Below are 20,480 nucleotides of genomic sequence, written 5' to 3'. Positions count from 1 at the left end.
TCGCCGATCGCCCCGCCGCCTGCGGGCGGTTCGTCGCTACATTCGGACACATGTCCCGATTCCTGGCGACGTTGCTGGAGTCCGCGACCGGTGCCGGCGGGTCCGCCCGCGGGATGACGACGGGGGAGCCGCGCGAACCCGTGCGGCGTTCGTGGGCGGAGGTTCACCGCGCGGCCCGCGGGGTCGCGGACGCCCTGCGCCGTCCCGGCGACGACGGCGGCCCGGCCCTCCCGTTCGGCGGTGCGGTCGGCGTCCTGGCCGGGGAGCCCGCGGCGATCGCCCCGGCGGCGCAGGCCGTGTGGCTGTGCGGGGGCAGCGTGACGATGCTGCACCAGCCCACCCCGCGTACCGACCTCGCCGAGTGGGCCGCCGACACGGTGACCACGCTGACCATGGTCGACGCCGCGATGGTGCTGCTCGGCCCGCCCTTCGACGCCCTCGCCCCGGTCCTGACCGAGCGCGGTGTCCCGTTCCGGATGCTCGACCCGCTACGGGGCGACCCGGACGCCTTCGTCGCCGACGCGGCCGTCGCCGACGAGCACGACACCGCGTTGCTGCAGCTCACGAGCGGTTCCACCGCGGCCCCGAAGGCGGTGCGGATCACCCACGCGAACCTGCACGCCAACATCGGGGCGATGGTGACCGCGTCCGCTCTGGACGTCGCGACCGACCGGATGGTGTCGTGGCTGCCGCTGTTCCACGACATGGGGATGGTCGGGTTCCTGACCGTCCCGATGACGGTCGGGCTGGACCTGGTCACCGTCACCCCCGCGGACTTCCTGGGCCGCCCGCGGCTGTGGGCCGAGCTGATCTCGTCCTACGGCGGCACCGTCACCGCGGCCCCGAACTTCGCCTACGCCGTGCTGGCCCGCCAGCTCGCCCGGGTCGACGACGGCGCGCTCGACCTCTCCTCGCTGCGGCTGGCGCTCAACGGCGCGGAGCCGGTGGACCCGGCGGCCGTCGCGGCGTTCACCGACGCCGGTGCCCGCTTCGGGCTGCGACCGGAGTCGGTCCTGTGTGCCTACGGGATGGCCGAGACCGCGCTCGGGGTGTCCTTCGCACCCGTCCACACCGGGCTGACGGTGGACCGGGTCGACGCCGAGTCCCTGGAGGCGCACCGGCGCGCCGAGCCCGCGGGCACCGGTCCGGTGCGGGAGTTCCCCGAGCTCGGACCCCCGCTGCCCGGGATCGAGGTGAATGTCGTCGGCAGCGGCGGTCGCGTGCTGGGCCCCCGGGAGGTCGGGGTGCTGCACCTGCGCGGCGACGCCGTGACGCCCGGCTACCTCACCGTCGACGGGCCGGTGTCCACCCAGGACCGCGACGGTTGGTTCGACACCGGCGACGAGGGCTACCTGACCCCCGACGGCGCCGTCGTGGTGTGCGGGCGCACCAAGGACGTGATCATCATGGGTGGGCGCAACATCTACCCGACCGACATCGAGCGGGCCGCCGGTGCGGTCGAGGGCGTGCGCGCGGGCAACGTCGTCGCCGTCCGGATGGCCGCGGGTGAGGGGTGGCACCGGGAGTCGTTCGCCGTCGCCGTCGAGGCCCGTGGGGCCGACGGGGTCGCCGACGCCGACGCGGTGCGCCGGATCCGCGACGACGTGATCCGCCGCGTCGTCTCTGCGGTGGGGGTGCGGCCGGCCGAGGTCGCGGTGCTGGCGCCGGGGAGCCTGCCGAAGACGCCGTCGGGGAAGCTGCGCCGCGCCGCGACGGCGGACCTGCTCACCGCCCGCCGCTGACCCGGACGCACGGGAGCCCCGGTCCCAGCGGGACCGGGGCTCCCGTGGCGGACGGGGCTCAGCCCGACAGCGGGTGGAACCGGTTCTGCGCCGGCTCCAGACCCTCGGACAGCAAGGCCTCGGCGGCGTCCGCGGCGAGGTCCAGTCCGACGTCGAGCTCCTTGTTCTCCACGCCCGAGAACCGCTTGAGCACGTAGTCCGCCGGGTCCTGGCGACCCGGCGGCCGGCCGATGCCGAACCGCACGCGCAGGTAGTCCTTCGTGCCGAGCGCCTTGCTGATCGAGCGCAGGCCGTTGTGCCCGCCCTCGCCGCCACCGCGCTTGAGGCGGACCACGCCGAAGTCGAGGTCCAGCTCGTCGTGGACGACGATCACCTCGGTCGGCGGGATCGAGAAGTACTGCACGAGCCCGGCGACCGGGCCGCCCGAGAGGTTCATGTACGTCCGGGGGACGGCCACGGTCACCGGTCGACCGGCGAGCCGGCCCTGCGCGATGTCGGAGTTCGACCGCTTGTGCGCGGAGAACCGGCCGGCGCCGGCCCGCGTCGCCAGCAGTGCGGCGACGCGGGTACCGACGTTGTGCCGGGTGCCCTCGTAGTCCGGACCGGGGTTCCCGAGCCCGACGACGAGGGCCGGCCCCGGCACGGGGCTCACTTGTCGGAGGACTCGGAGTCGCCCTCGGAGTCCGCGGAACCCTCGGCGGAGTCGCCCTCGGCCTCGGCCTCGGCGGCCTGCTCCTCGTCGGACGGCTCCTCGACCACACCGGCGCCCTCGGCGTCGACCTCGGCCTCGAGGTCCTCCTCGGTCGGGGCCGGGACGACCTGCACGACGAGGTACTCCTCGTCGGTGCGCAGCTCGACGCCACCGGGGAGCCTCAGGTCCTTGGCGAAGTACTGGGTGCCGATCTCGGCGTCGGAGACGGAGATCTCGATGTTCTCCGGGATGTTCAGCACGTCGGCCTCGACCAGGACGGTGTTGAGGTCCTGGGTGACCAGCGAGCCGGGGACGGCCTCGCCGGTGACGACGACGTCGAGCTCGACCTCGACCTTCTCGCCCCGCTTGATGACGAGCAGGTCGACGTGCTCGATGTAGGGGCGCAGCGGGTGCACGACCACGGTCTTGGTCAGCGCGAGCTGCGGGGTGCTGCCGTCGACGTCGAGCTCCAGCACGGCGTTGCGGCCCTGCTCGCGGACGACCGCGGCGAACTGCAGCGACGGCAGCGAGAGGTGCACGGGGTCGGTCCCGTGGCCGTAGAGGACGGCGGGGATCTTGCCGGCGCGACGGGTACGACGGGCGGCGCCCTTGCCGAACTCGGTCCGGGTCTCGGCGGGAATGCGGGTCTGGGCCACGGGAACTGCTCCTCGAACTGTCTGCGGTGGAAGGCGCGCGCGGCGAGGAGCCGACCGGGATCGGCCCACGTCGATCACGGCGGGTCAAGGTGCACCCGCCCTCGCCGCGGAGATGCCGAGAAGAGTACGCCAGGCCCGTGGCCGTCCCGGGGCCAGCCCCCGGGACGACCGCGGAACCCGCTGCTCAGGCCGCCGAGTGGGGGACGCCCGCACCCGGGTCGATGCGGTGCGGGCCGTTCTTGCCGGGCTTGACGTCGAAGTCGAAGATCCCGGTCGGCAGGTAGACCGTCGAGCACGAGTTCGGGATGTCGACCACGCCGGACAGCCTGCCCTCGATCGGCGCCGCCCCGAGGATCATGTAGGCCTGGATCGGGGAGTAGCCGAAGTTCGTCAGGTAGTCGATCGCGTGCAGGCAGGCCCGCTGGTACGACAGGTGCGAGTCGAGGTAGCGCTGCTCGCCGTCGAGGGTGACCGAGGTGCCGGAGAACGCGATCCACTCGCTGTACTGCGGGTCGGTGTTGCCCGGCACGAAGATCGCGTTCTCGGAGACCCCGTAGGTCGCCATGCCGCCCTTGACGACGTCGACGTGCAGGTCGATGAACCCGCCCATCTCGATCGCGCCGCAGAAGGTGATCTCGCCGTCGCCCTGGGAGAAGTGCAGGTCGCCCATCGACAGGTTCGCGCCGTCGACGAACACCGGGTAGAAGACCCGGCTGCCCTTGGTGAGGTTCTTGATGTCCTGGTTGCCGCCGTTCTCCCGGGGCGGTGCGGTGCGCGCGGCCTCCGCGGCGGCCCGGTCGAAGTCGGCGCCGGTCAGCGAGCCGAGGATCGCCGAGTCCGGGTTCGGCGGCAGCGCCAGCGGCGGCACCCGCTCCGGGTCGGTGTCGATCAGCGCCTGCTCGCGGGCGTTCCAGCGGCCGAGCAGCTCGGGCGAGGGCGCCGTCCCCATCAGACCGGGGTGGACGATCCCGGTGAACGACACCCCCGGGACGTGCCGGGAGGTGGCCGTCCCGCCCCGGAAGTCCCAGATGACCTTGTAGGCGTCGGGGAACTGCTCGGTGAGGAAGCCGCCGCCGTTGCGGGTCGCGAACACGCCGGTGTAGCCCCAGCCCTGCCCGGCCAGCGGACCGGAGTCCTCCTGCGGGATCGGCCCGACGTCGAGGATGTCGACGATCAGCAGGTCACCCGGCTGCGCCCCCTCGACGGCGATCGGCCCGGACAGCACGTGCACCCCGGCGAGCGGGGCGTCGAGGATGTCGTCGGCGGAGTCGTCGTTGTGGATGGCGCCGTCGAACCACTCGCGGCAGTCGACCCGGAACGTGTCCCCGGGCTCGACGTGGACCTGCGCCGGGATGTCGGGGTGCCACCGGTTGTGGCCCGTCAGCTGCTGGTCGGTGAAGGTCGTGGTGCTGTCGAGGGGGAAGACGTTCCTGGGCATCGGACACTCCCGGGGTCGGTGCGGACGCGGGCGGGGCGGACGGGGTGCAGCGGTCGGTGCGGCGCGGACGCGGCGCGCGGTCGGTGCGGCGCGGTGCAGCCCGGCCCGGCGCGCCCGGTGCGGTGCGGTGCGTGCAGGGCGACGCGGTCAGGGGCGCGGCAGGCCGCGGGTGGCGGGGTGCAGCGGCGGCCCGCCCGGACGCAGTGGGCGCGGCGGCGGGGCGGAGACGACCCGGGGTTCGTGGGCGGTGGCCGTGGTGCGGTCGATCAGGCCCATCCGACCGCGGTCGGCGAGGCCGAGCATCGGTGCGGTGATGACGCGCGGGGACTGCTCCCCGCAGGTGGGGCAGCGCGCCGTCGCGGGGGCGCTGCCGATCGGGTGCCGTTCCTCGACGGGGCCGTCGGCCCCGCACCGGTAGACGTAGAGCGCCACGGTCGTACCTCCCGGCACGCCGGGCGACCCGACATGCATCCGAGGAAATATTTTCCTGGGAAAGTACGACCGACGGGGCGGGGTGTCAACGGAACCCGTCAGAGTTGCTGGACGACGTCCCAGGCCACCCCGTCGGCGACGGCGAGGAACACCTGCTGGCGCAGGTGCCGCCCGTGCACCTCGACGGTCCCGCGCGGGCTCTCGTAGGCCAGCCCCTCGGCCACCGCGGTCATCGCCGGGACCTCCGGCGACCCGGCCCGGCGCATGAGCTCGGTCAGCAGCCGGACGCCCTCGTAGCAGGACTCGCCGAGGCTGTTGAGCACCGGCGCGTCCGGGCCGAAGCGGTGGGCGTGCGCGGCCGCGAAGTCCAGCCCCGACGCCGTCGCCAGGTCCTCGAAGTAGCCGGCCGAGGTGAGCAGGCCGCGGGTGTTCTCCGGGCCCGAGGCGAGCAGCACGTTCTCCTCGATCAGCGAGCTGAACCGCAGGATCTCCCGGTCCAGCCCGAGGGCGCAGAACGCCCGGTTGAACTCGACGGCGTCGTTGCCGATCAGCAGCATCAGGACGGCGTCGCAGCCGCTCGCCTCGACCCGGCGCAGCACGCGCGCGAAGTCCTCGGTGCCCAGCGGGACGTACATCTCGTCGCAGACCGTCCCGCCGATCCGGCGCAGGTGCTCGGTCGCGACCTGCGCGGACCGGCGCGGCCACACGTAGTCGTCGCCGACGATCGTCCAGCGGCGCACCCCGGCGGCCTCGGCGAACCAGCTCAGCGACGGGCCCAGCTGCAGGTCCGGGGTCTCCCCGGTCAGGAACAGCCCCGGTCGCTGCTCGCCGCCCTCGTACAGCGCGGTGTAGGCGTAGGGCACCCGCCCGCGGATCCGGGGCGCGACGGCCTCGCGGACCGCCGAGATGTGCCAGCCGGTGACCGCGTCCACGGCCCCGGCGCTGACCAGCGCATCGAGCTCGGCGGCGACGACGGCGGGTGGCGCGCCGCCGTCGACCGGCACCAGGTTGAGCTCCCGGCCGAGCACCCCGCCCGCGGCGTTGACCTCCTCGGCGGCCAGCGTCGCGCAGGTCTCGCAGGACGGTCCGAAGATGCCCGCCGGACCCTGCAGCGGGACGACCAGCGCCACGTTGAGCACCTCGCTCCCGCGCGCCGGCACCGCCGTCGCGCGCCCGGGGTCCGGGAACGGAGTCATGCAGGTGACGCTATCCATCGTGGCGTCGCCCACCTAGCGCCTCGTCGGAAAACGTCCCGTTACGATGCGCTCATGTCGGAGCCCGCGGAGCACGTGCGGCCGTCCGGGGACGAGTCGCTGCGCCTGCTCTGCGCGGTGGGCCGGACCCTGGACCAGGAGCTCGACGAGGCCCTGCGCGGCTGCGGGTCCGACGTCGACCAGTGGCGGGTGCTCGGTCTGCTCACCTCGCGCGGCGGCTGCACGATGAGCGTGGTCGCCGAGCACGCGCTGCTGCTGGCGCCGCGGGCGACCAAGCTCGTGGACCGGATGACCGCGGCGAACCTCGTGCACCGCAGGCCCGACGTCGTCGACCGGCGCCGGGTGCTCGTCGTCGCCACCGGGCGGGGCCGTGCGGCGCTCGCGGAGTGGGACGCCGCGGCGGCCGGGGTGCTGGACCGCTACCGGGACCTGCTGGGCGCCGACGCCGCCCAGTTCGACGACGTGCTGCGCCGGCTGCAGGACGCGACCGGGCGGGCCGGGGCGCCGGGCCTGGCCGGGCTCGCCGCGACCGAGGGCTGAGGCTGACGACCGACGGCGCCCCACCCGCGGGTGGGGCGCCGTCGGCGGACGCGCGGAGTGCTCAGGCGTTGCCGTCGAACAGGCTCGTGACCGAGCCGTCCTCGAACACCTGGTGGATCGCCTCCGCCAGCAGCGGGGCGATCGGCAGCACGGTCATGTTGTCGAACCGCTTCTCGGCCGGGATCGGCAGCGAGTCGGTGAAGACGACCTCCGACGCGCCGCAGTTCGCGAGGCGCTCGGTGGCCGGGCCGGACAGCACGCCGTGGGTGGCGGCCACGATCACGTCCGCGGCGCCCTCCTTGAGCAGCACCTCGACCGCCTTCGCGACGGTGCCACCGGTGTCGATCATGTCGTCGATGACCACGCAGCAGCGGCCCTCGATCTCACCCACCACCCGGTTCGCGACGGCCTCGTTCGGCTTGAGCGGGTCCCGGGTCTTGTGGATGAACGCCAGCGGGGTCCCGCCGAGGGTCTCGGCCCAGCGCTCGGCCAGGCGCACCCGGCCGGAGTCGGGGGAGACGACGGCGAAGTTCTCGGTCGGCCGGGTGCTCTTGATGTGCTGGGCGAGCACCGGCAGCGCGAACAGGTGGTCGACGGGGCCGTCGAAGAAGCCCTGGATCTGCGACGTGTGCAGGTCCACGGTCAGGATCCGGTCGGCACCGGCGGTCTTGAACATGTCCGCGACGAGGCGGGCCGAGATGGGCTCGCGGCCGCGGTGCTTCTTGTCCTGACGGGCGTAGCCCCAGAACGGCATGACCGCGGTGATCCGCTTGGCCGACCCGCGCTTGAGCGCGTCGACCATGATCAGCTGCTCCATGATCGCGTCGTTGATCGGGGCGGAGTGCGCCTGGATCACGAACGCGTCGCTCCCGCGGACCGACTCCTCGAAGCGGCAGAAGATCTCGCCGTTCGCGAAGGAGTAGGCGGACTGGGGGGTGACCGTGACGTCGAGCTCCTTCGCCACGTGCTCGGCGAGCTCCGGGTGCGCCCTCCCCGAGAACAGCATCATGTTCTTCTTGGGAGTGCCTGCGATCGCGCTCACCGTGCGGTGCCTCCTCGGCTGAGGTCTCTCGGGTCTGTCGTACCGGCGGAGGTGGTGTGACCTGCGCCGTCGCTGCTGGTCGTGCCGTTCGTGGACGGGTCGCTGCCCGCCCGCTGTGCCGCCTCGGCGGCGGGGGTGCCGGGCCGCTTGCGCGGCACCCACCCCTCGATGGTGCGCTGTGCTCCACCCGACACCGCGAGCGCCCCCGGCGGGACGTCGGAGCGGAGCACGGTCCCGGCGCCGGTGTAGGCGCCGTCCCCGACCGTGACCGGGGCGATGAACATGGTGTCCGACCCCGTCCGCACGTGGGATCCGATGACGGTCCGCTGCTTGCGGACGCCGTCGTAGTTGACGAACACCGACGAGGCGCCGATGTTGCTCATCTCGCCGATCGTCGCGTCCCCGACGTAGGTCAGGTGCGGGACCTTGGTGCCCGCGCCGATGTCGGAGTTCTTGACCTCGACGAACGTGCCGATCTTGCCGCGCTCGCCGAGGGCGGCGCCCGGGCGCAGGTAGGCGAACGGCCCGACCGACGCGCCGGGCCCGATCCGGGACTCCGACCCGTGGGTGCGGACGACGCTCGCGCCGGCCCCGACGACGGTGTCGGTCAGCGTGGTGTCGGGCCCGACCACCGCGGCCTCCCCGATCTCGCACGCGCCGTGCAGCTGGGTGCCCGGGTGCAGGACGACGTCGGGCGCGAGCCGCACGTCGACGTCGACCCGGGTGGTGGCGGGGTCGACCACGGTGACCCCGGCCAGCATCCACTCGCGCAGCACGCGGCGGTTCAGCTCCGCGCCGAGCTCGGCGAGCTGGACGCGGTCGTTCACGCCGCGCACGCGCCACTCGTCGTCGCAGCGGACGGTGTGCACCGTCCGGTCCGCGGCGACGGCGGCGGCGACCAGGTCGGTGAGGTAGAGCTCCTGCTGGGCGTTGTGCGCGGCCAGGCCCGCGATGCCCGTGCGCAGGAACGCGGCGTCGAAGGCGTAGACGCCGGAATTGACCTCCGCGATGGCCCGCTGCTCCGACGTCGCGTCGGTCTGCTCGACGATCCCGGTGACGGCACCGTCGGCGGTGCGCACGATCCGCCCGTAGCCGGTGGGGTCGGCGACCTCGCAGGTCAGCAGGGTGACCGCGGCGCCGTGGTCGGCGTGCTCGGTGACCAGCGCGGACAGGGTCGCGGTGTCGAGCAGCGGGACGTCGCCGTAGGTGACCAGGACGGTGCCGGTCAGGTCCGCGGGGAGCGGGGTGAGGCCGCTGCGGACCGCGTCGCCGGTGCCGAGGCGCTGCTCCTGGACGGCGGTGGTGGCGGTGCGGCCGAGGGCGGCGGAGATGCCGTCGACGGCCTGCTCCACCCGCTCGCGCTCGTGTCCGACGACGACCACGAGGTGCTCGGGGGCGGTACCGGCCAGTGCGTGCACCGCGTGGCCGAGCATGCTGCGCCCGCCCAGCTCGTGGAGCACCTTCGGCGTCGACGACCGCATCCGCGAACCCGCGCCCGCCGCGAGGACGATGCCGGCCGCGACCGTCGCCGTTCCGGGTGCCGGTCGGTCACCGGTGCCGGCCCGGTCGGGTTCGGGCATGTTCGGTTCCTCCTGCCGGACTCGCCGCCCGTGCCGGGCGGAGGACGCGGGACGCGCCGTGCCGGTACGGCATCGTACGGGGAGGGCCCCGGCCGACCCGGCGGGCCCGTCATGCCGGTGGTGACGCCGCCGTCGAAACCGAGATCAACCCTTCGGGTGGTAACCGGTCGGTACCGGTCTCGTTCCACCGTTCAGACGACGGTGGCCGACCGGCCACCGTCCGTGATGCCGATGAGCGGAGTGCGATGACGCGCGAGGTCGAGGGACGCCGTCGGCGGCCCCGGGTGACGACGGTCCCGGCCACGGTGGTGGCCCTGGTGCTGGCCGGGCTGACCGCCGGGACGATCGGGATCGCGTCCGCGGCGCCGACGGAGGCCGACCGTGGAGGTCCGGGGCGCGCCGAGGGCACGCCGTGCTCGGCGGCCGCGCGCGCCTGCGTCGACCTCGCGAACAGCACGGCGTGGCTGATCCGCGACGGGAGGATCGAGGCCGGGCCGGTCCCGGCGTCGTTCGGGAAGAAGGGTCAGCGCACCCCGGCCGGGGTCTTCCAGGTCCAGTGGAAGAACAAGGACCACCGCAGCGCGGAGTTCGACAACGCGCCGATGCCGTTCGCGGTCTTCTTCGCCCCCGGCGGCGTCGCCTTCCACGAGGGCAACACCGAGACCGAGTCCGCGGGGTGCGTCCGGCTGTCCCGTGCGAACGCCGAGCGCTGGTTCAACTCGCTGCAGGTCGGCGACCGGGTCGAGGTCGCCAACGTCCCGCAGTGACCGACGGCGTTTGGCGGTCCGGGGTGGCGGGAACGGCCGGGGCGGAGAACACTGCCGGATGATCGGTTGTGCAAAATCGGTCCCCACGACACGGAGGTAACGATGCCCACGCGCAGCGCTCGCACCGCATGGAACGGCACCCTGGAGGAGGGCTCCGGCCAGGTGGAGCTGTCCAGCTCCAAGGTCGGCACCTACGAGGTCAGCTTCCCCAAGCGCGCCGCGGACGACGCCGGTGGCACCACCAGCCCCGAGGAGCTCATCGCCGCGGCGCACTCCGCCTGCTTCGCGATGCAGCTGTCGGCGAACGTCGCCGAGGCCGGCGGGACCCCCGAGTCGCTCGACGTCTCCGCCGACGTCTCGCTCGGCCCGGACTCGGCCAACGGCGGGTTCAAGCTGACCGGCATCACGCTGAAGGTGCGCGGTGAGGTCACCGGCCTCGACGCCGACGGCTTCGCGAAGGCCGCGGAGGCAGCCAAGGCCGGCTGCCCCGTGTCGAAGGCGCTGACCGGCGTCGAGATCACGCTGGACGCCGCGCTGGAGAGCTGAGAACGACCCCTGCGACGCCCCCGTCCGGAGCCGGACGGGGGCGTCGTCGTGTCCGGTTCAGCCGCCCAGGCCGTCGAGGACGGGTCGGGCGGGGACGAAGAACGTGCACCCGGTCGTCGGGGTCGAGTAGTCGAGGATGCGGTCGTGCAGCGGCGGCGGGTCGCCGACGAACATCCGGCGCAGCATCGTCTCCACGACCCACAGCCGCCGGGAGTAGCCGATGAAGTAGGTGCCGTACTCACCGCGCCCCGGCGACGCGAACGGCATGTTGTCCCGCAGGATGTCGTGCTCGACGCCCTCGTCGTCGGTGATCGTGCACAGCGTCTTGTGCGACTTCTGGCCCTCCTCGGCGTCCGGCAGCTCCACCCCGTCGAACTTGGTCCGCCCGACGATCTCCTCCTGGGTGGCCACGCTCCGCCCGCGCCAGGCGGCCATGTCGTGCAGGTACCGCTGGACGACGACGTAGCTGCCGCCGGCGTGCGCCGGGTCCTCGTCACCGACCAGCGTCGCGGCCGGGAGGGCCGCGCCGTCCGGGTTGGCCGTGCCGTCGGCGAAGTCCAACAGGTCGCGGCCGTGCCGGTAGCGGAAGCCCGCGGTCTCGTCGACCACGGTGACCGCGTCGCCGAACGCCTCCAGCAGCAGCATCTCGAACCGCACGATCAGGTCCCGGGTGTCGGCCCGCAGGTGGAAGAGCAGGTCGCCCCCGGTGGCGACGGCGGTGTGCGTCGCGCCGGCGATCTTCCGGAACGGCGTGAGCTCGCGCGGCGCCGGTCCGCCGACCACCGTGTCCCACACCCGGTGCCCGATGCCCACCGTGCAGTGGAACGCCGCGCCGTCGGCGCCGATCCGGACGGTCCTGACCAGGCCGGAGGTGTCGCCGAGCACCGGGCGGACCCGGTCCTCCGCGCCGTCGGCGACCTGCAGGACGAGGAAGGCGGCTGCGGCGGTGAGCGGGGCGGTGACGTCCTGCGGCTCGGGAGCGGTGTCCGTGGTGGGGGTCACGGCCCCGCAGCCTAAGCCTGGAAGGGTGGCCGGGTGGACGAGATCCTCGATGCGGCGCTGCACCCGGTCCTGCGGGATCTCGCGGGCGCCGGTCCGGCGGCCCGGGTCCGGCTCCGCGACCAGGAGTGGTCCGGCGATCCCGGCCGTCCGTCGGCGATGCTGCGCGGGCCTGACGGCACCATGAGGGGGGTCGCGGTCCTCCGGGGCGACCCGCCGGAGCGGCGTGTGGCCGACGCCGCGGAGCAGGTGCAGGAGTGGGCGGTCGGGACGCTCGCCGCGGTCGGTGCGTCGAACTGGCCGGGCTGCCCCGCACATCCCGGGACCCACCCGTTGCGGGTCGGGATCCGTGCGGACCGGGCGTGGTGGGAGTGCCCGCGGACGGGCGACGGCGTCGCCGCCGTCGGGGAGCTGGGGGACCGCCGGTGACCGCGCCCCGGGGCATCGCCCTGTTCGGCCCCGGCGCGGGCGGTGACCCCGGCCGCGGGCCGCGACGCGCTGCCGGTCGTCGCGGTCGGGCACTCCATCGGCGGCTGGTGCCCCCCCGAGCCGCGGGTGTCGCGGCTGGCGGTGATCACCCCGCCGGTGGGCTGGTTCGCCGCGCCCGGCGCGCTCGCGGACGTGACGGTGGAGGTCGCGGTGCACGTCGACGTCGCCGTGACGAGCTGCCTCCGGGGGAGCGGCCCGCGGCCGGACTCGACCTCCGGGCGTTCCCGGACGGGCCGGCGGCGGCGGTCGTCGCAGATCTGGGGTGGCCGTCACCGTCGACGGCGGCCGGTTCCCGGGCCGGGAGACGGGGCGAGCCGGAGCGCTCCGCCGCCAGGATTCGAACCTGGACCATCGGAACCAAAATCCGAGGTGCTGCCGTTACACCACGGCGGATCGTGGGGCCTCGTCATCGTGACACGTCGGCGGCGCCGTCCTCGCAGCGCACCCGCCGTGCGCGTCAGCCGGAGATGACCGGGATCACGGACAAACACCCACGAAAGGGTGACCCGCACCCCGGGCGCGGCGGACCCCCGTCGAGTTGACACACTTCCGTGCGTGCTGAACACGGATGCTTCCGGGACGACGTCGTCGATCGGGTCCGGAACCGCGTTGACGTGCCGTCTCTGTGGCACGACCGACCTGCGCAGCTTCTGCGACCTGGGCGCCACACCGCCGTGCGAGCTGTTCCTCACCGCGCAGACGGCGCAACAACCCGAGCGGGCCTTCCCGTTGCACGTGCGGGTGTGCAACTCGTGTCTGCTCGCCCAGCTGCCGCCGGAGATCAGCCCGGAGGAGACGTTCGAGGAGTACGCCTACTTCTCCTCGTTCAGCTCGTCCTGGGTGGACCACGCGCGCCGCTTCGTGGACTCGGCGCAGGAGCGCGCCGGGCTGGACGCCGGCTCGTTCGTCGTCGAGGTCGCCTCGAACGACGGCTACCTGCTCCAGCACGTCGTCGCGAAGGGCATCCGCTGCCTGGGCGTCGAGCCGAGCGTGAACGTCGGTGAGGCCGCCCGCGAGAAGGGCGTCCCGACGCTGACCGCGTTCCTCACCCCGGAGACCGGCGCCCGGGTGCGCGCCGAGCACGGCCCGGCCGACCTGGTCTGCGGCAACAACGTGTTCGCCCACATCCCCGACGTCGTCGGGTTCGCGCGGGGCCTGCGCGCCATGGTCGCCGACGACGGCTGGGTCTCGATCGAGGTGCAGCACCTGCTGACGCTGGTCGAGCGCAAGCAGTTCGACACGATCTACCACGAGCACTTCCAGTACTACACGCTGCTCACCGGGCAGCGGGCGCTCGCCGCGGGCGGGCTGACCCTGGTCGACGTGGAGCTGCTCGACACCCACGGCGGCTCGATCCGGATGTGGGCGCGTCCGGCCGAGGTCGCCGGTGAGCCGAGCGCGCAGGTCCGCGAGGTCCTGGCCGCCGAGCAGGCCGCCGGGCTGCACACCCCGGAGGGGCACGACGGGTTCGCCGAGTCGGTCTCCACGATCCGCGACGACCTGGTCTCGTTCCTGATCGACGCCCGCAGGCAGGGCAAGCGGGTCGTCGGTTACGGCGCCCCGGGCAAGGGCAACACGCTGCTGAACTACTGCGGCATCCGGCCCGACCTGCTCGAGTACACCGTGGACCGGAACCCGTACAAGCACGGCCGGCTCACGCCGGGCACCCGGATCCCGATCTTCGCCCCGGAGCGGATCGCGCAGGACCGCCCCGACCACGTCCTGATCCTGCCCTGGAACCTGCGCACCGAGCTGACCGAGCAGCTGTCCTACGTCCGCGAGTGGGGCGGCACGCTGGTCTTCCCGATCCCGTCGCTCGAGGTGGTCTGACGTGAAGGTCGTCCTGTTCTGCGGTGGTTACGGCATGCGGATGCGCGACGGCGCGTCCGACCTGCCCAAGCCGATGCACCCGGTGGGTCCGCGCCCGCTGATCTGGCACGTGATGCGGTACTACGCCCACTTCGGCCACAAGGACTTCGTCCTGTGCCTGGGCTACGGCGCGCACCACATCAAGAACTACTTCCTGAACTACGACGAGACCGAGTCCAACGACTTCGTGCTGCACCAGGGCGAGGTCGAGCTCATGGGCAGCGACATCCAGGACTGGAACATCACGTTCGTCCACACCGGTCTGGACTCGCCGATCGGTGAGCGCCTGCGCCGGGTGAAGGCGCTGGTCAAGGACGAGGAGATGTTCCACGCGAACTACGCCGACGTCCTCACCGACGCCCCGCTGGACGCGATGGTGGAGCAGTTCGCCGGCACCGACGCCGTCGGCCAGCTGATGGCGGTGCCGCCGCAGTCGGCGTTCCACTGCGTCGACGTCGACGAGAACGGCAGGCTGGACTCGATCACCACGCTGCAGGAGATGCCGATCTGGGAGAACGGCGGCTACCTCATGTTCCGGCCGGAGATCTTCGACTTCCTGGAGAAGGACTGCGACCTGATCGCCGACGCCGCCGCCCCGCTGGCCCGCAAGGGCCGCATGTCGGCCTACCGGCACCGCGGCTTCTGGCAGCCCGCGGACACCGTCAAGGAGCGCAACGCGCTGGAGGCCGCCTACCAGAGCGGCGCGCGCCCGTGGATGCTCTGGGAGTCCCGCGAGACCGACCAGGACCCGCTGCAGGCCGCGATCGCCGAGATGCACCGCAGCAGCCACCAGCGCGACTAGGCCGCGATTCCGGGGGGAACGAGAGACCGTGCTGAACCTGTTGCCCGAGCGGCTGGACCGCATCCTGCTGCTCGGCGCCCACTGTGACGACATCCCGATCGGGGCCGGCGGGATGCTCCTGGAGCTGTGCCGCGCCTATCCGGGTGTGCACGTCACCGCGCTGGTCCTGACCGGGGCGGGGTCGCTGCGCGAGGAGGAGGAGCGGGCCGCGCTGGCCGCGTTCACCCCCGGCGCGCACCTCGACGTCGTCGTCATGGACCTGCCCGACGGCCGCGTCCCGCAGCACTGGGAGCGGGCGAAGATGGCGCTGGAGGACCTGCGCAGCCGCAGCGAGCCGGACCTGGTGATCGGCCCGTCGCCGCACGACGCCCACCAGGACCACCGGACGCTGTCGCAGATGATCCCGACCGCGTTCCGCGACCACCTGACGCTCGGCTACGAGATCCTCAAGTGGGAGGGCGACCTCGCCCAGCCGACGGTCTTCCTGCCGCTGTCCGAGCCGGTGCTCACCGAGAAGATCGCCAAGCTCAACGAGCACTACGGCAGCCAGCGCGACCGGACCTGGTTCGACGACGAGACCTTCCGCGGCCTGGCCCGGGTGCGCGGCGTGCAGTGCCACGCCCGCTACGCCGAGGGCTTCCACGTCCAGAAGCTGACGCTGTCCGCAGCGCCGATGATCGGTTCCGAGCCGTCCGGCTTCTGACCCGCACGCCCGCACACATCCAGCACCCACACGAGAGGGACACCATGCGCGTACTGCTCACCGGCCACCAGGGCTTCCTCGGGACGGTGATGGCGCCGCTGCTCGCCACCGCCGGTCACGAGGTCACCGGCCTGGACTCCGGGCTGTTCGCGGACTGCGTCCTGGGCTCGTTGGACACCCCCGACGTCGACGGCCTGAGCACCGACCTGCGCGACGTCTCCGTCGACCAGCTCTCCGGTTTCGACGCCGTCGTGCACATGGCGGCGCTGTCGAACGACCCGCTGGGCTCGCTGGCCCCGGAGATCACCTACGACATCAACCACCACGCGTCGACCCGGCTGGCCCGGCTGTCGAAGGAGGCCGGTGTCGGCCGCTTCGTCTACGCCTCCACCTGCTCGGTGTACGGCGCCCAGTCCGGTGACGACCTCGTCGACGAGGACGCCCCGCTCAAGCCGGTCACCCCGTACGCGATCTCCAAGGTCCGCGTCGAGGACGATCTCGCCGAGCTCGCCGACGCGGACTTCGTGCCGGTCTCGATGCGCAACGCGACCGCGTTCGGGTTCTCGCCGCGGCTGCGCGCCGACATCGTGCTGAACAACCTGGTCGGCCGGGCGATCCTGACGAACGAGGTCACGGTGCTGTCCGACGGCACCCCGTGGCGCCCGCTCGCGCACGCCGAGGACATCGCCGGTGCGGTCGTCGCGGCGCTGTCGGCCCCGGCCGACGTCGTCCGGGCGCGGGCCTACAACGTGGGCACCGAGAAGAACAACCGGACCGTCGCCGAGATCGCGCAGGCCGTGATCGACGCCGTCCCCGGCTCGACGCTGAACATCACCGGCGAGGCCGGCAACGACCCGCGCTCCTACCGGGTCGACTTCGCCCGGGCCCGCAAGGAGCTCGGCTTCGAGGCGTCCTGGACGATCCCGGCCGGTGCCGAGCAGCTCGCCACCGAGTACCGCAACCGCGGCCTCACCCAGGACGCGTTCGACAGCTCCTTCACCCGCCTCGCCGTGCTGAACCGCAGGCAGGCGGCGGGCGAGCTCGACGGGTCGATGCACGTCGTCAAGTAGTCCGCACTCGGTCGACGGCCCGTCCCGCGCTACGGTCGCGGGGCGGGCCGTCGTCGTCACCAGGGGGTGCCCATGTGCCGCAACATCCGGACGCTGCACAACTTCGAGCCGCCGGCCACGACCGACGAGGTGGACGCCGCGGCGCTGCAGTACGTCCGCAAGATCGCCGGGGCGGCGAAGCCGTCGCAGGCCAACGCCGAGGTGTTCGAGAAGGCCGTCGCCGCCGTCGCCGAGGCGACCCGGGAGCTGCTCGACGGGCTGACCACGACCGCCCCGCCGAAGGACCGCGAGGTGGAGGCGGCGAAGGCCAGGGCGCGGGCGGAGCTGCGCTACGCCCGCTGAGGGAGCTGCAGGTCGGTTCCAGGTCCGGGACGAAGGTCAGGTGCCGGCTCGAGTCGTCCCCGATCACCGGCGGGGGCCCGCCCGACCCACGCCACCGCGACGCCGGCCGCGTCGGGGACCGGGGCGAGGGCCTCGCCGAAGCACACCACGGCGCTGCGGCCCGGGGTGTCCACTGCGGGGTTCTCCTCCGCCGTCGTCGACCGATCTGCCGCGGCGACGCTGGAACAGCCGAACCTGATACGCGACCAGTGCTGCAACATGAGCAACACGCCTGCTCAGAGGGGAGAACGGGATGCTCCGGTACGCGTCGCTCGGCGCCGAACGGCCCGGCCCGTACGCCAAGTCGGTCCCGTCGCTGCCCGGCACGGTCGACGAGTGGCTCGCCGGCGGGCCGCGGCTGTCGGACCTGGCCACACCCGTCCTCACCCTCGACCGGGCGGCCCTGCACGCCAACGCCGAGCGGATGGCCGGCTGGTGTGCCGCGCACGGCGTCGACCTCGCCCCGCACGGCAAGACGACGATGGCCCCCGCGCTGTGGGACCTGCAGCTGCGCCACGGCGCCTGGGGGATCACCGTCGCGACGCCGTGGCAGGCGCGGATCGCGATCGACGCCGGCGTGCGACGGGTGCTGCTGGCCAACGCGCTCGTCGACCCGGCCGGGGTGCGCGCCGTCGCCGCCGCCCGCGACGCCGACCCGGACCTGGAGGTCCTCAGCTGGGTCGACTCGGTCGACGCCGTCGCCGCGATGACCGCCGCGGCGGGCTCCCCGGCGCGGCCGCTCGCCGTCGCCGTCGAGCTGGGGGCGCCCGGCGGGCGCACCGGTGCGCGGACCCTGGACGAGGCCGGGCGGGTCGCCGCGGCCGTCCTCGCGAGCCCGGCGCTCGTGCTGGCCGGCGTCGGCGGCTACGAGGGCGCGCTCGCGCACGACCCGTCGGCGGAGTCGCTGGCGACCGTCCGCGCCTACCTCGGCGACCTCGCCGAGCTGCACCGGCTGCTCGCCCCGTCCTACGGGACCGACGAGGTCGTGGTCACCGCGGGCGGCAGCGCCTACTTCGACCAGGTCGTCGCCGCGCTGGCCGGGCTCGCCGACGCGCGCACCCGCGTCGTGCTGCGCTCGGGCGCCTACCTCGTCCACGACGACGGCTTCTACCGCGGCATCTCCCCGCTGGCCCGCGACGACGAGCGGCGCCCGTTCCGCTCGGCCATGCACGTGACCGCCCGGGTGGTGTCGACCCCCGAGCCCGGCCTGGCGCTGCTCGACGCGGGCAAGCGCGACGTCCCGTTCGACGAGGGGCTGCCCGAGCCGCAGCGGATCGCTGACGACCTCGGGGCGCCCTCGCGGCCGCTGACCGGCACCGTCACCGCCGTCAACGACCAGCACGCGTTCCTGCGCACCGAGGAACCGGTCCGGATCGGGCAGGTCGTCCGGCTCGGGCTCTCACACCCGTGCACCGCGTTCGACAAGTGGCGCTGGATCCCTGTGCTCGACGCCGACGGTGCCGATCCGCGGGTCGTCGAGCTCGTCCGGACGTTCTTCTGAGGGGCACCCTGCTGCGCGGCGGCACGGTCGTCGACGGGACCGGCCGGCCCCGGGTACGTCGCGGACGTGCGGGCTCAGGCGTTCGTGAGTGCGTCCTCGAACTCCTCGGCCTTCAGCGGGGCGAGGTCGGAGACCCGCAGGAAGTCGCCCAGCGTGGTGCCGGTCGCGCCCGAGTCGACGTTGCGCGGGCCGCGGCCTGCCCGGACGTCGTCGAGGTTGATCGTGCGCAGGTCGTAGGAGAACCGGGTGACGTCGGAGGTGTTCGGCGCCGACGCGTGCAGGTGGTTCGACGAGAACATGAACACGTCACCGGACTGCCCGGCGATCCGGATCTCGCCGCGGGACTCGAAGTCCTCCAGCGGGAGCGGGTGCGGACGGGTGTCGGTGGTTTTCTCGCCGGCGGCCGTGGTGCGGTGCTTGGCGACCCACTCGTCGTAGTCGTACTGGTTCGAGCCGTTCTTCACCGGACGGTCGAAGTAGTCGGTGTACATGCTCATGACGTTGTCGCCGACGACGTCGAACACCGGGGTCCAGTAGTTCACGAGCTGCTGCGGGTGGCCGTACCACATGTCGCGGTGCGCCTTGTAGTTGTAGGACACCCCGGCGGTGAGGAACTGGTCGGCCGGGATCACGCGCAGCCGCGGGATGTCGAAGTAGGTGCGCTCGGGGTCGACCCCGAAGTCGACGGCGAACTGCTGGCAGAGCGCCTTGGTCCGGTCGCCATTGGTGAACTCGCGCTTGAGCGGCTCGACGCGGCGGACGAACTCGTCGACGTCCATCTCGTACTGGGCCCGCTCCGGGTCCAGACCCTCGAAGGCCTGGCCGATCAGGTCCTTGGCGTGGTCGGCGAGGGCGTTCGCGCCGCCGATCCCGCTGTAGAGGTGGAAGTCGCCCCGGAACAGGGACTCGCGGCGCGCGTCGTCGTCGATCCGGCGGTTGAGGTAGACCGTGATCACCGCTTGCTCCTCCGTGCTGGCTCGGGGTCGGAACCCGTCTGACGCCTGTCGACGCTAGCGCACACGATCGGGCGACCATCTACGATGCGACGTAGTAGTCGCGGCGAGCGACACCGTGTCCGGAAGATCCGTTTGGTGCGGTCCACTCCGTCGTGGTTAGCTGAGCCTCACCTATGGAGGAGGCGGCGATGTCGGTCGTGACCGAGGACCGGGCGGCGGTCCGTGTGGTGGGTCTGCAGCGGCTCTCGGACGTCTTCGTCCGGGCCGAGCTCGAGGGGGAGGGGCTCGCCGGTCTCGGCCTGCCGGGCGTCCCCGACGAGGCCTGCGTCTTCCACTTCCCGCTGCCCGACGGCGGCCGCGACGACCACGGTCGCTGGTACACCCTGCGCTCCGTCAGCCCGTGCCGCACCCGGGCGTCCATCGACCTGGTCTGCCACCCCGGCGGGGTCGGCGCGGGCTGGGCCCGGCGGGCCCGTGTCGGCGACGAGATCGAGGTCTCGCACTCGAACAGCTGGTTCAAGCGCCCCGCCGGCGTCGGCTGGCAGGTCCTCGTCGGCGACGCGGCCGCGCTCCCGGCGCTCGCCCGGATCGTCACCGAGACCCCCGACGGCGTCGACACCGAGGTCGTCCTGGAGATCGACGAGGTCCCGGCCGACTTCCCCGCGCGGGCGCGGGTCCGCCGCGAGCCCGCGAGCGAGACCGGCAGCCGGCTGGCGGAGATCGTCGCCGGGCTGGTGCTGCCGGACGGGCCCGGCTACGTCTACGTCGGCGGTGAGGCGTCCGCGACCCGCGCCGCCCGCAAGCACCTGCGCCACGAGCGCGGCCTGCCGCCCGGCGCCTACGGCGTGCTCGGCTACTGGCGTCGGGACGCCGACACCTTCCGCCGCACCTGGCAGGCCAACCAGGAGCGCTTCGAGAAGGCCTACGCCGACGCGGCGGCCGCCGCCGGGGGCGACGACGAGCGGATGCTCGACCTCTACGAGGCGACCCTGGAGCGCGACGGGCTGCTCTGAACGGGGCTGCTCCGGGCCGGGCTGCACGCGCTCGGTGACCGCGACCCAC

Annotated in this window: 21 protein-coding genes and 1 tRNA gene; 12 read left to right on the top strand and 10 right to left on the bottom strand. The window is 73.3% G+C overall.

Features of this window, described 5'->3' with window-relative positions; genetic code table 11:
- Positions 1–50 precede the first annotated feature (50 nt).
- Positions 51–1,742 (top strand): fatty acyl-AMP ligase, encoded by a 1,692-nt coding sequence (locus WHI96_RS23110; protein ID WP_345650098.1) that lies wholly within the window; start codon positions 51–53, stop codon positions 1,740–1,742.
- A 58-nt stretch (positions 1,743–1,800) separates the two neighbouring features.
- Here the strand turns inward: WHI96_RS23110 and pth are convergent, their stop codons facing one another.
- From pth to WHI96_RS23085, 5 genes are all read right to left on the bottom strand, one after another.
- Positions 1,801–2,394, bottom strand: coding sequence for an aminoacyl-tRNA hydrolase (gene pth / locus WHI96_RS23105; protein ID WP_345650101.1), 594 nt, complete (start codon positions 2,392–2,394; stop codon positions 1,801–1,803).
- Positions 2,391–3,089, bottom strand: a complete 699-nt coding sequence (locus WHI96_RS23100; protein WP_345650104.1) for a 50S ribosomal protein L25/general stress protein Ctc — start codon at positions 3,087–3,089, stop codon at positions 2,391–2,393. Before WHI96_RS23100 ends, pth begins: the two co-directional genes overlap by 4 nt.
- A 184-nt stretch (positions 3,090–3,273) precedes the next feature.
- Positions 3,274–4,527 (bottom strand): formamidase, encoded by a 1,254-nt coding sequence (gene fmdA / locus WHI96_RS23095; protein WP_345650107.1) that lies wholly within the window; start codon positions 4,525–4,527, stop codon positions 3,274–3,276.
- A gap of 147 nt (positions 4,528–4,674) precedes the next feature.
- Positions 4,675–4,959 carry an FmdB family zinc ribbon protein gene (locus tag WHI96_RS23090; protein ID WP_345650109.1) on the bottom strand — a complete coding sequence of 95 codons (285 nt, stop codon included), beginning with the start codon at positions 4,957–4,959 and terminating at the stop codon, positions 4,675–4,677.
- A 98-nt stretch (positions 4,960–5,057) separates the two neighbouring features.
- Entirely contained in the window at positions 5,058–6,155 is a 1,098-nt protein-coding gene (locus tag WHI96_RS23085) for a substrate-binding domain-containing protein (protein WP_345650111.1), read from the bottom strand.
- Positions 6,156–6,227: 72 nt separating this feature from the next.
- Between WHI96_RS23085 and WHI96_RS23080 the strand changes: the two genes are divergently transcribed.
- Complete coding sequence (locus WHI96_RS23080) at positions 6,228–6,713, top strand: MarR family winged helix-turn-helix transcriptional regulator (protein WP_345650114.1); 486 nt, start codon at positions 6,228–6,230, stop codon at positions 6,711–6,713.
- A gap of 61 nt (positions 6,714–6,774) precedes the next feature.
- Here the strand turns inward: WHI96_RS23080 and WHI96_RS23075 are convergent, their stop codons facing one another.
- Complete coding sequence (locus WHI96_RS23075) at positions 6,775–7,755, bottom strand: ribose-phosphate diphosphokinase (protein ID WP_345650117.1); 981 nt, start codon at positions 7,753–7,755, stop codon at positions 6,775–6,777.
- Complete coding sequence (glmU, locus tag WHI96_RS23070) at positions 7,752–9,236, bottom strand: bifunctional UDP-N-acetylglucosamine diphosphorylase/glucosamine-1-phosphate N-acetyltransferase GlmU (RefSeq protein ID WP_425571668.1); 1,485 nt, start codon at positions 9,234–9,236, stop codon at positions 7,752–7,754. Before glmU ends, WHI96_RS23075 begins: the two co-directional genes overlap by 4 nt.
- Positions 9,237–9,580: 344 nt before the next feature.
- On the opposite strand from glmU, the gene WHI96_RS23065 reads away from it, so the two are divergent.
- A complete protein-coding gene (locus WHI96_RS23065; RefSeq protein ID WP_345650123.1) occupies positions 9,581–10,102 on the top strand; it encodes a L,D-transpeptidase in 522 nt (173 codons plus the stop codon).
- 102 nt (positions 10,103–10,204) lie between these two features.
- Entirely contained in the window at positions 10,205–10,648 is a 444-nt protein-coding gene (locus WHI96_RS23060; RefSeq protein WP_345650126.1) for an OsmC family peroxiredoxin, read from the top strand.
- Between the two features lie 57 nt (positions 10,649–10,705).
- On the opposite strand, the gene WHI96_RS23055 is transcribed toward WHI96_RS23060, so the two are convergent.
- Positions 10,706–11,650, bottom strand: coding sequence for a Dyp-type peroxidase (locus WHI96_RS23055; protein ID WP_345650128.1), 945 nt, complete (start codon positions 11,648–11,650; stop codon positions 10,706–10,708).
- Positions 11,651–11,683: 33 nt separating this feature from the next.
- Between WHI96_RS23055 and WHI96_RS23050 the strand changes: the two genes are divergently transcribed.
- Entirely contained in the window at positions 11,684–12,076 is a 393-nt protein-coding gene (locus WHI96_RS23050; RefSeq protein ID WP_345650131.1) for a hypothetical protein, read from the top strand.
- Between the two features lie 382 nt (positions 12,077–12,458).
- Here the strand turns inward: WHI96_RS23050 and WHI96_RS23045 are convergent.
- Positions 12,459–12,529: transfer RNA gene (locus WHI96_RS23045), tRNA-Gln, on the bottom strand.
- 162 nt (positions 12,530–12,691) lie between these two features.
- Here WHI96_RS23045 and WHI96_RS23040 point away from each other — a divergent pair.
- The 6 genes from WHI96_RS23040 to WHI96_RS23015 all read left to right on the top strand — a co-directional run bounded on the left by WHI96_RS23040 (position 12,692) and on the right by WHI96_RS23015 (position 18,462).
- Entirely contained in the window at positions 12,692–13,966 is a 1,275-nt protein-coding gene (locus WHI96_RS23040; RefSeq protein WP_345650134.1) for a methyltransferase domain-containing protein, read from the top strand.
- Between the two features lies 1 nt (position 13,967).
- Positions 13,968–14,807, top strand: coding sequence for a sugar phosphate nucleotidyltransferase (locus WHI96_RS23035; protein ID WP_345650137.1), 840 nt, complete (start codon positions 13,968–13,970; stop codon positions 14,805–14,807).
- A 28-nt stretch (positions 14,808–14,835) separates the two neighbouring features.
- Entirely contained in the window at positions 14,836–15,510 is a 675-nt protein-coding gene (locus WHI96_RS23030; RefSeq protein ID WP_345650140.1) for a PIG-L deacetylase family protein, read from the top strand.
- A 44-nt stretch (positions 15,511–15,554) separates the two neighbouring features.
- The gene (locus WHI96_RS23025) at positions 15,555–16,580 is read left to right on the top strand and encodes an NAD-dependent epimerase/dehydratase family protein (RefSeq protein WP_345650143.1); all 1,026 of its coding nucleotides are present in this window, start codon (positions 15,555–15,557) and stop codon (positions 16,578–16,580) included.
- Between the two features lie 72 nt (positions 16,581–16,652).
- Complete coding sequence (locus WHI96_RS23020; protein ID WP_226355181.1) at positions 16,653–16,922, top strand: DUF2277 domain-containing protein; 270 nt, start codon at positions 16,653–16,655, stop codon at positions 16,920–16,922.
- Positions 16,923–17,214: 292 nt separating this feature from the next.
- Positions 17,215–18,462 carry an alanine racemase gene (locus tag WHI96_RS23015; RefSeq protein ID WP_345650149.1) on the top strand — a complete coding sequence of 416 codons (1,248 nt, stop codon included), beginning with the start codon at positions 17,215–17,217 and terminating at the stop codon, positions 18,460–18,462.
- Between the two features lie 74 nt (positions 18,463–18,536).
- Here the strand turns inward: WHI96_RS23015 and WHI96_RS23010 are convergent, their stop codons facing one another.
- Positions 18,537–19,418 carry a phytanoyl-CoA dioxygenase family protein gene (locus tag WHI96_RS23010; protein ID WP_345650151.1) on the bottom strand — a complete coding sequence of 294 codons (882 nt, stop codon included), beginning with the start codon at positions 19,416–19,418 and terminating at the stop codon, positions 18,537–18,539.
- Positions 19,419–19,606: 188 nt separating this feature from the next.
- Here WHI96_RS23010 and WHI96_RS23005 point away from each other — a divergent pair, with 188 nt between their 5' ends.
- Positions 19,607–20,431 carry a siderophore-interacting protein gene (locus WHI96_RS23005; RefSeq protein WP_345650154.1) on the top strand — a complete coding sequence of 275 codons (825 nt, stop codon included), beginning with the start codon at positions 19,607–19,609 and terminating at the stop codon, positions 20,429–20,431.
- Positions 20,432–20,480: the final 49 nt, after the last annotated feature.

It is taken from the genome of Pseudonocardia tropica (genome assembly GCF_040105315.1).
GTDB lineage: Bacteria > Actinomycetota > Actinomycetes > Mycobacteriales > Pseudonocardiaceae > Pseudonocardia > Pseudonocardia alni.
This window is presented reverse-complemented; position numbering and strand designations above follow the sequence as displayed.

Excerpts from the sequence above, each read along its gene's own strand:
- WHI96_RS23005 (WP_345650154.1), top strand. The coding sequence starts at position 19,607 with ATGTCGGTCGTGACCGAGGACCGGGCGGCGGTCCGTGTGGTGGGTCTG.
- WHI96_RS23020 (WP_226355181.1), top strand. The coding sequence starts at position 16,653 with ATGTGCCGCAACATCCGGACGCTGCACAACTTCGAGCCGCCGGCCACG.
- WHI96_RS23060 (WP_345650126.1), top strand. The coding sequence starts at position 10,205 with ATGCCCACGCGCAGCGCTCGCACCGCATGGAACGGCACCCTGGAGGAG.
- WHI96_RS23025 (WP_345650143.1), top strand. The coding sequence starts at position 15,555 with ATGCGCGTACTGCTCACCGGCCACCAGGGCTTCCTCGGGACGGTGATG.
- glmU (WP_425571668.1), bottom strand. The coding sequence starts at position 9,236 with ATGCGGTCGTCGACGCCGAAGGTGCTCCACGAGCTGGGCGGGCGCAGC.
- WHI96_RS23085 (WP_345650111.1), bottom strand. The coding sequence starts at position 6,155 with ATGACTCCGTTCCCGGACCCCGGGCGCGCGACGGCGGTGCCGGCGCGC.
- WHI96_RS23015 (WP_345650149.1), top strand. The coding sequence starts at position 17,215 with ATGCTCCGGTACGCGTCGCTCGGCGCCGAACGGCCCGGCCCGTACGCC.
- fmdA (WP_345650107.1), bottom strand. The coding sequence starts at position 4,527 with ATGCCCAGGAACGTCTTCCCCCTCGACAGCACCACGACCTTCACCGAC.
- WHI96_RS23080 (WP_345650114.1), top strand. The coding sequence starts at position 6,228 with ATGTCGGAGCCCGCGGAGCACGTGCGGCCGTCCGGGGACGAGTCGCTG.
- WHI96_RS23110 (WP_345650098.1), top strand. The coding sequence starts at position 51 with ATGTCCCGATTCCTGGCGACGTTGCTGGAGTCCGCGACCGGTGCCGGC.
- WHI96_RS23065 (WP_345650123.1), top strand. The coding sequence starts at position 9,581 with ATGACGCGCGAGGTCGAGGGACGCCGTCGGCGGCCCCGGGTGACGACG.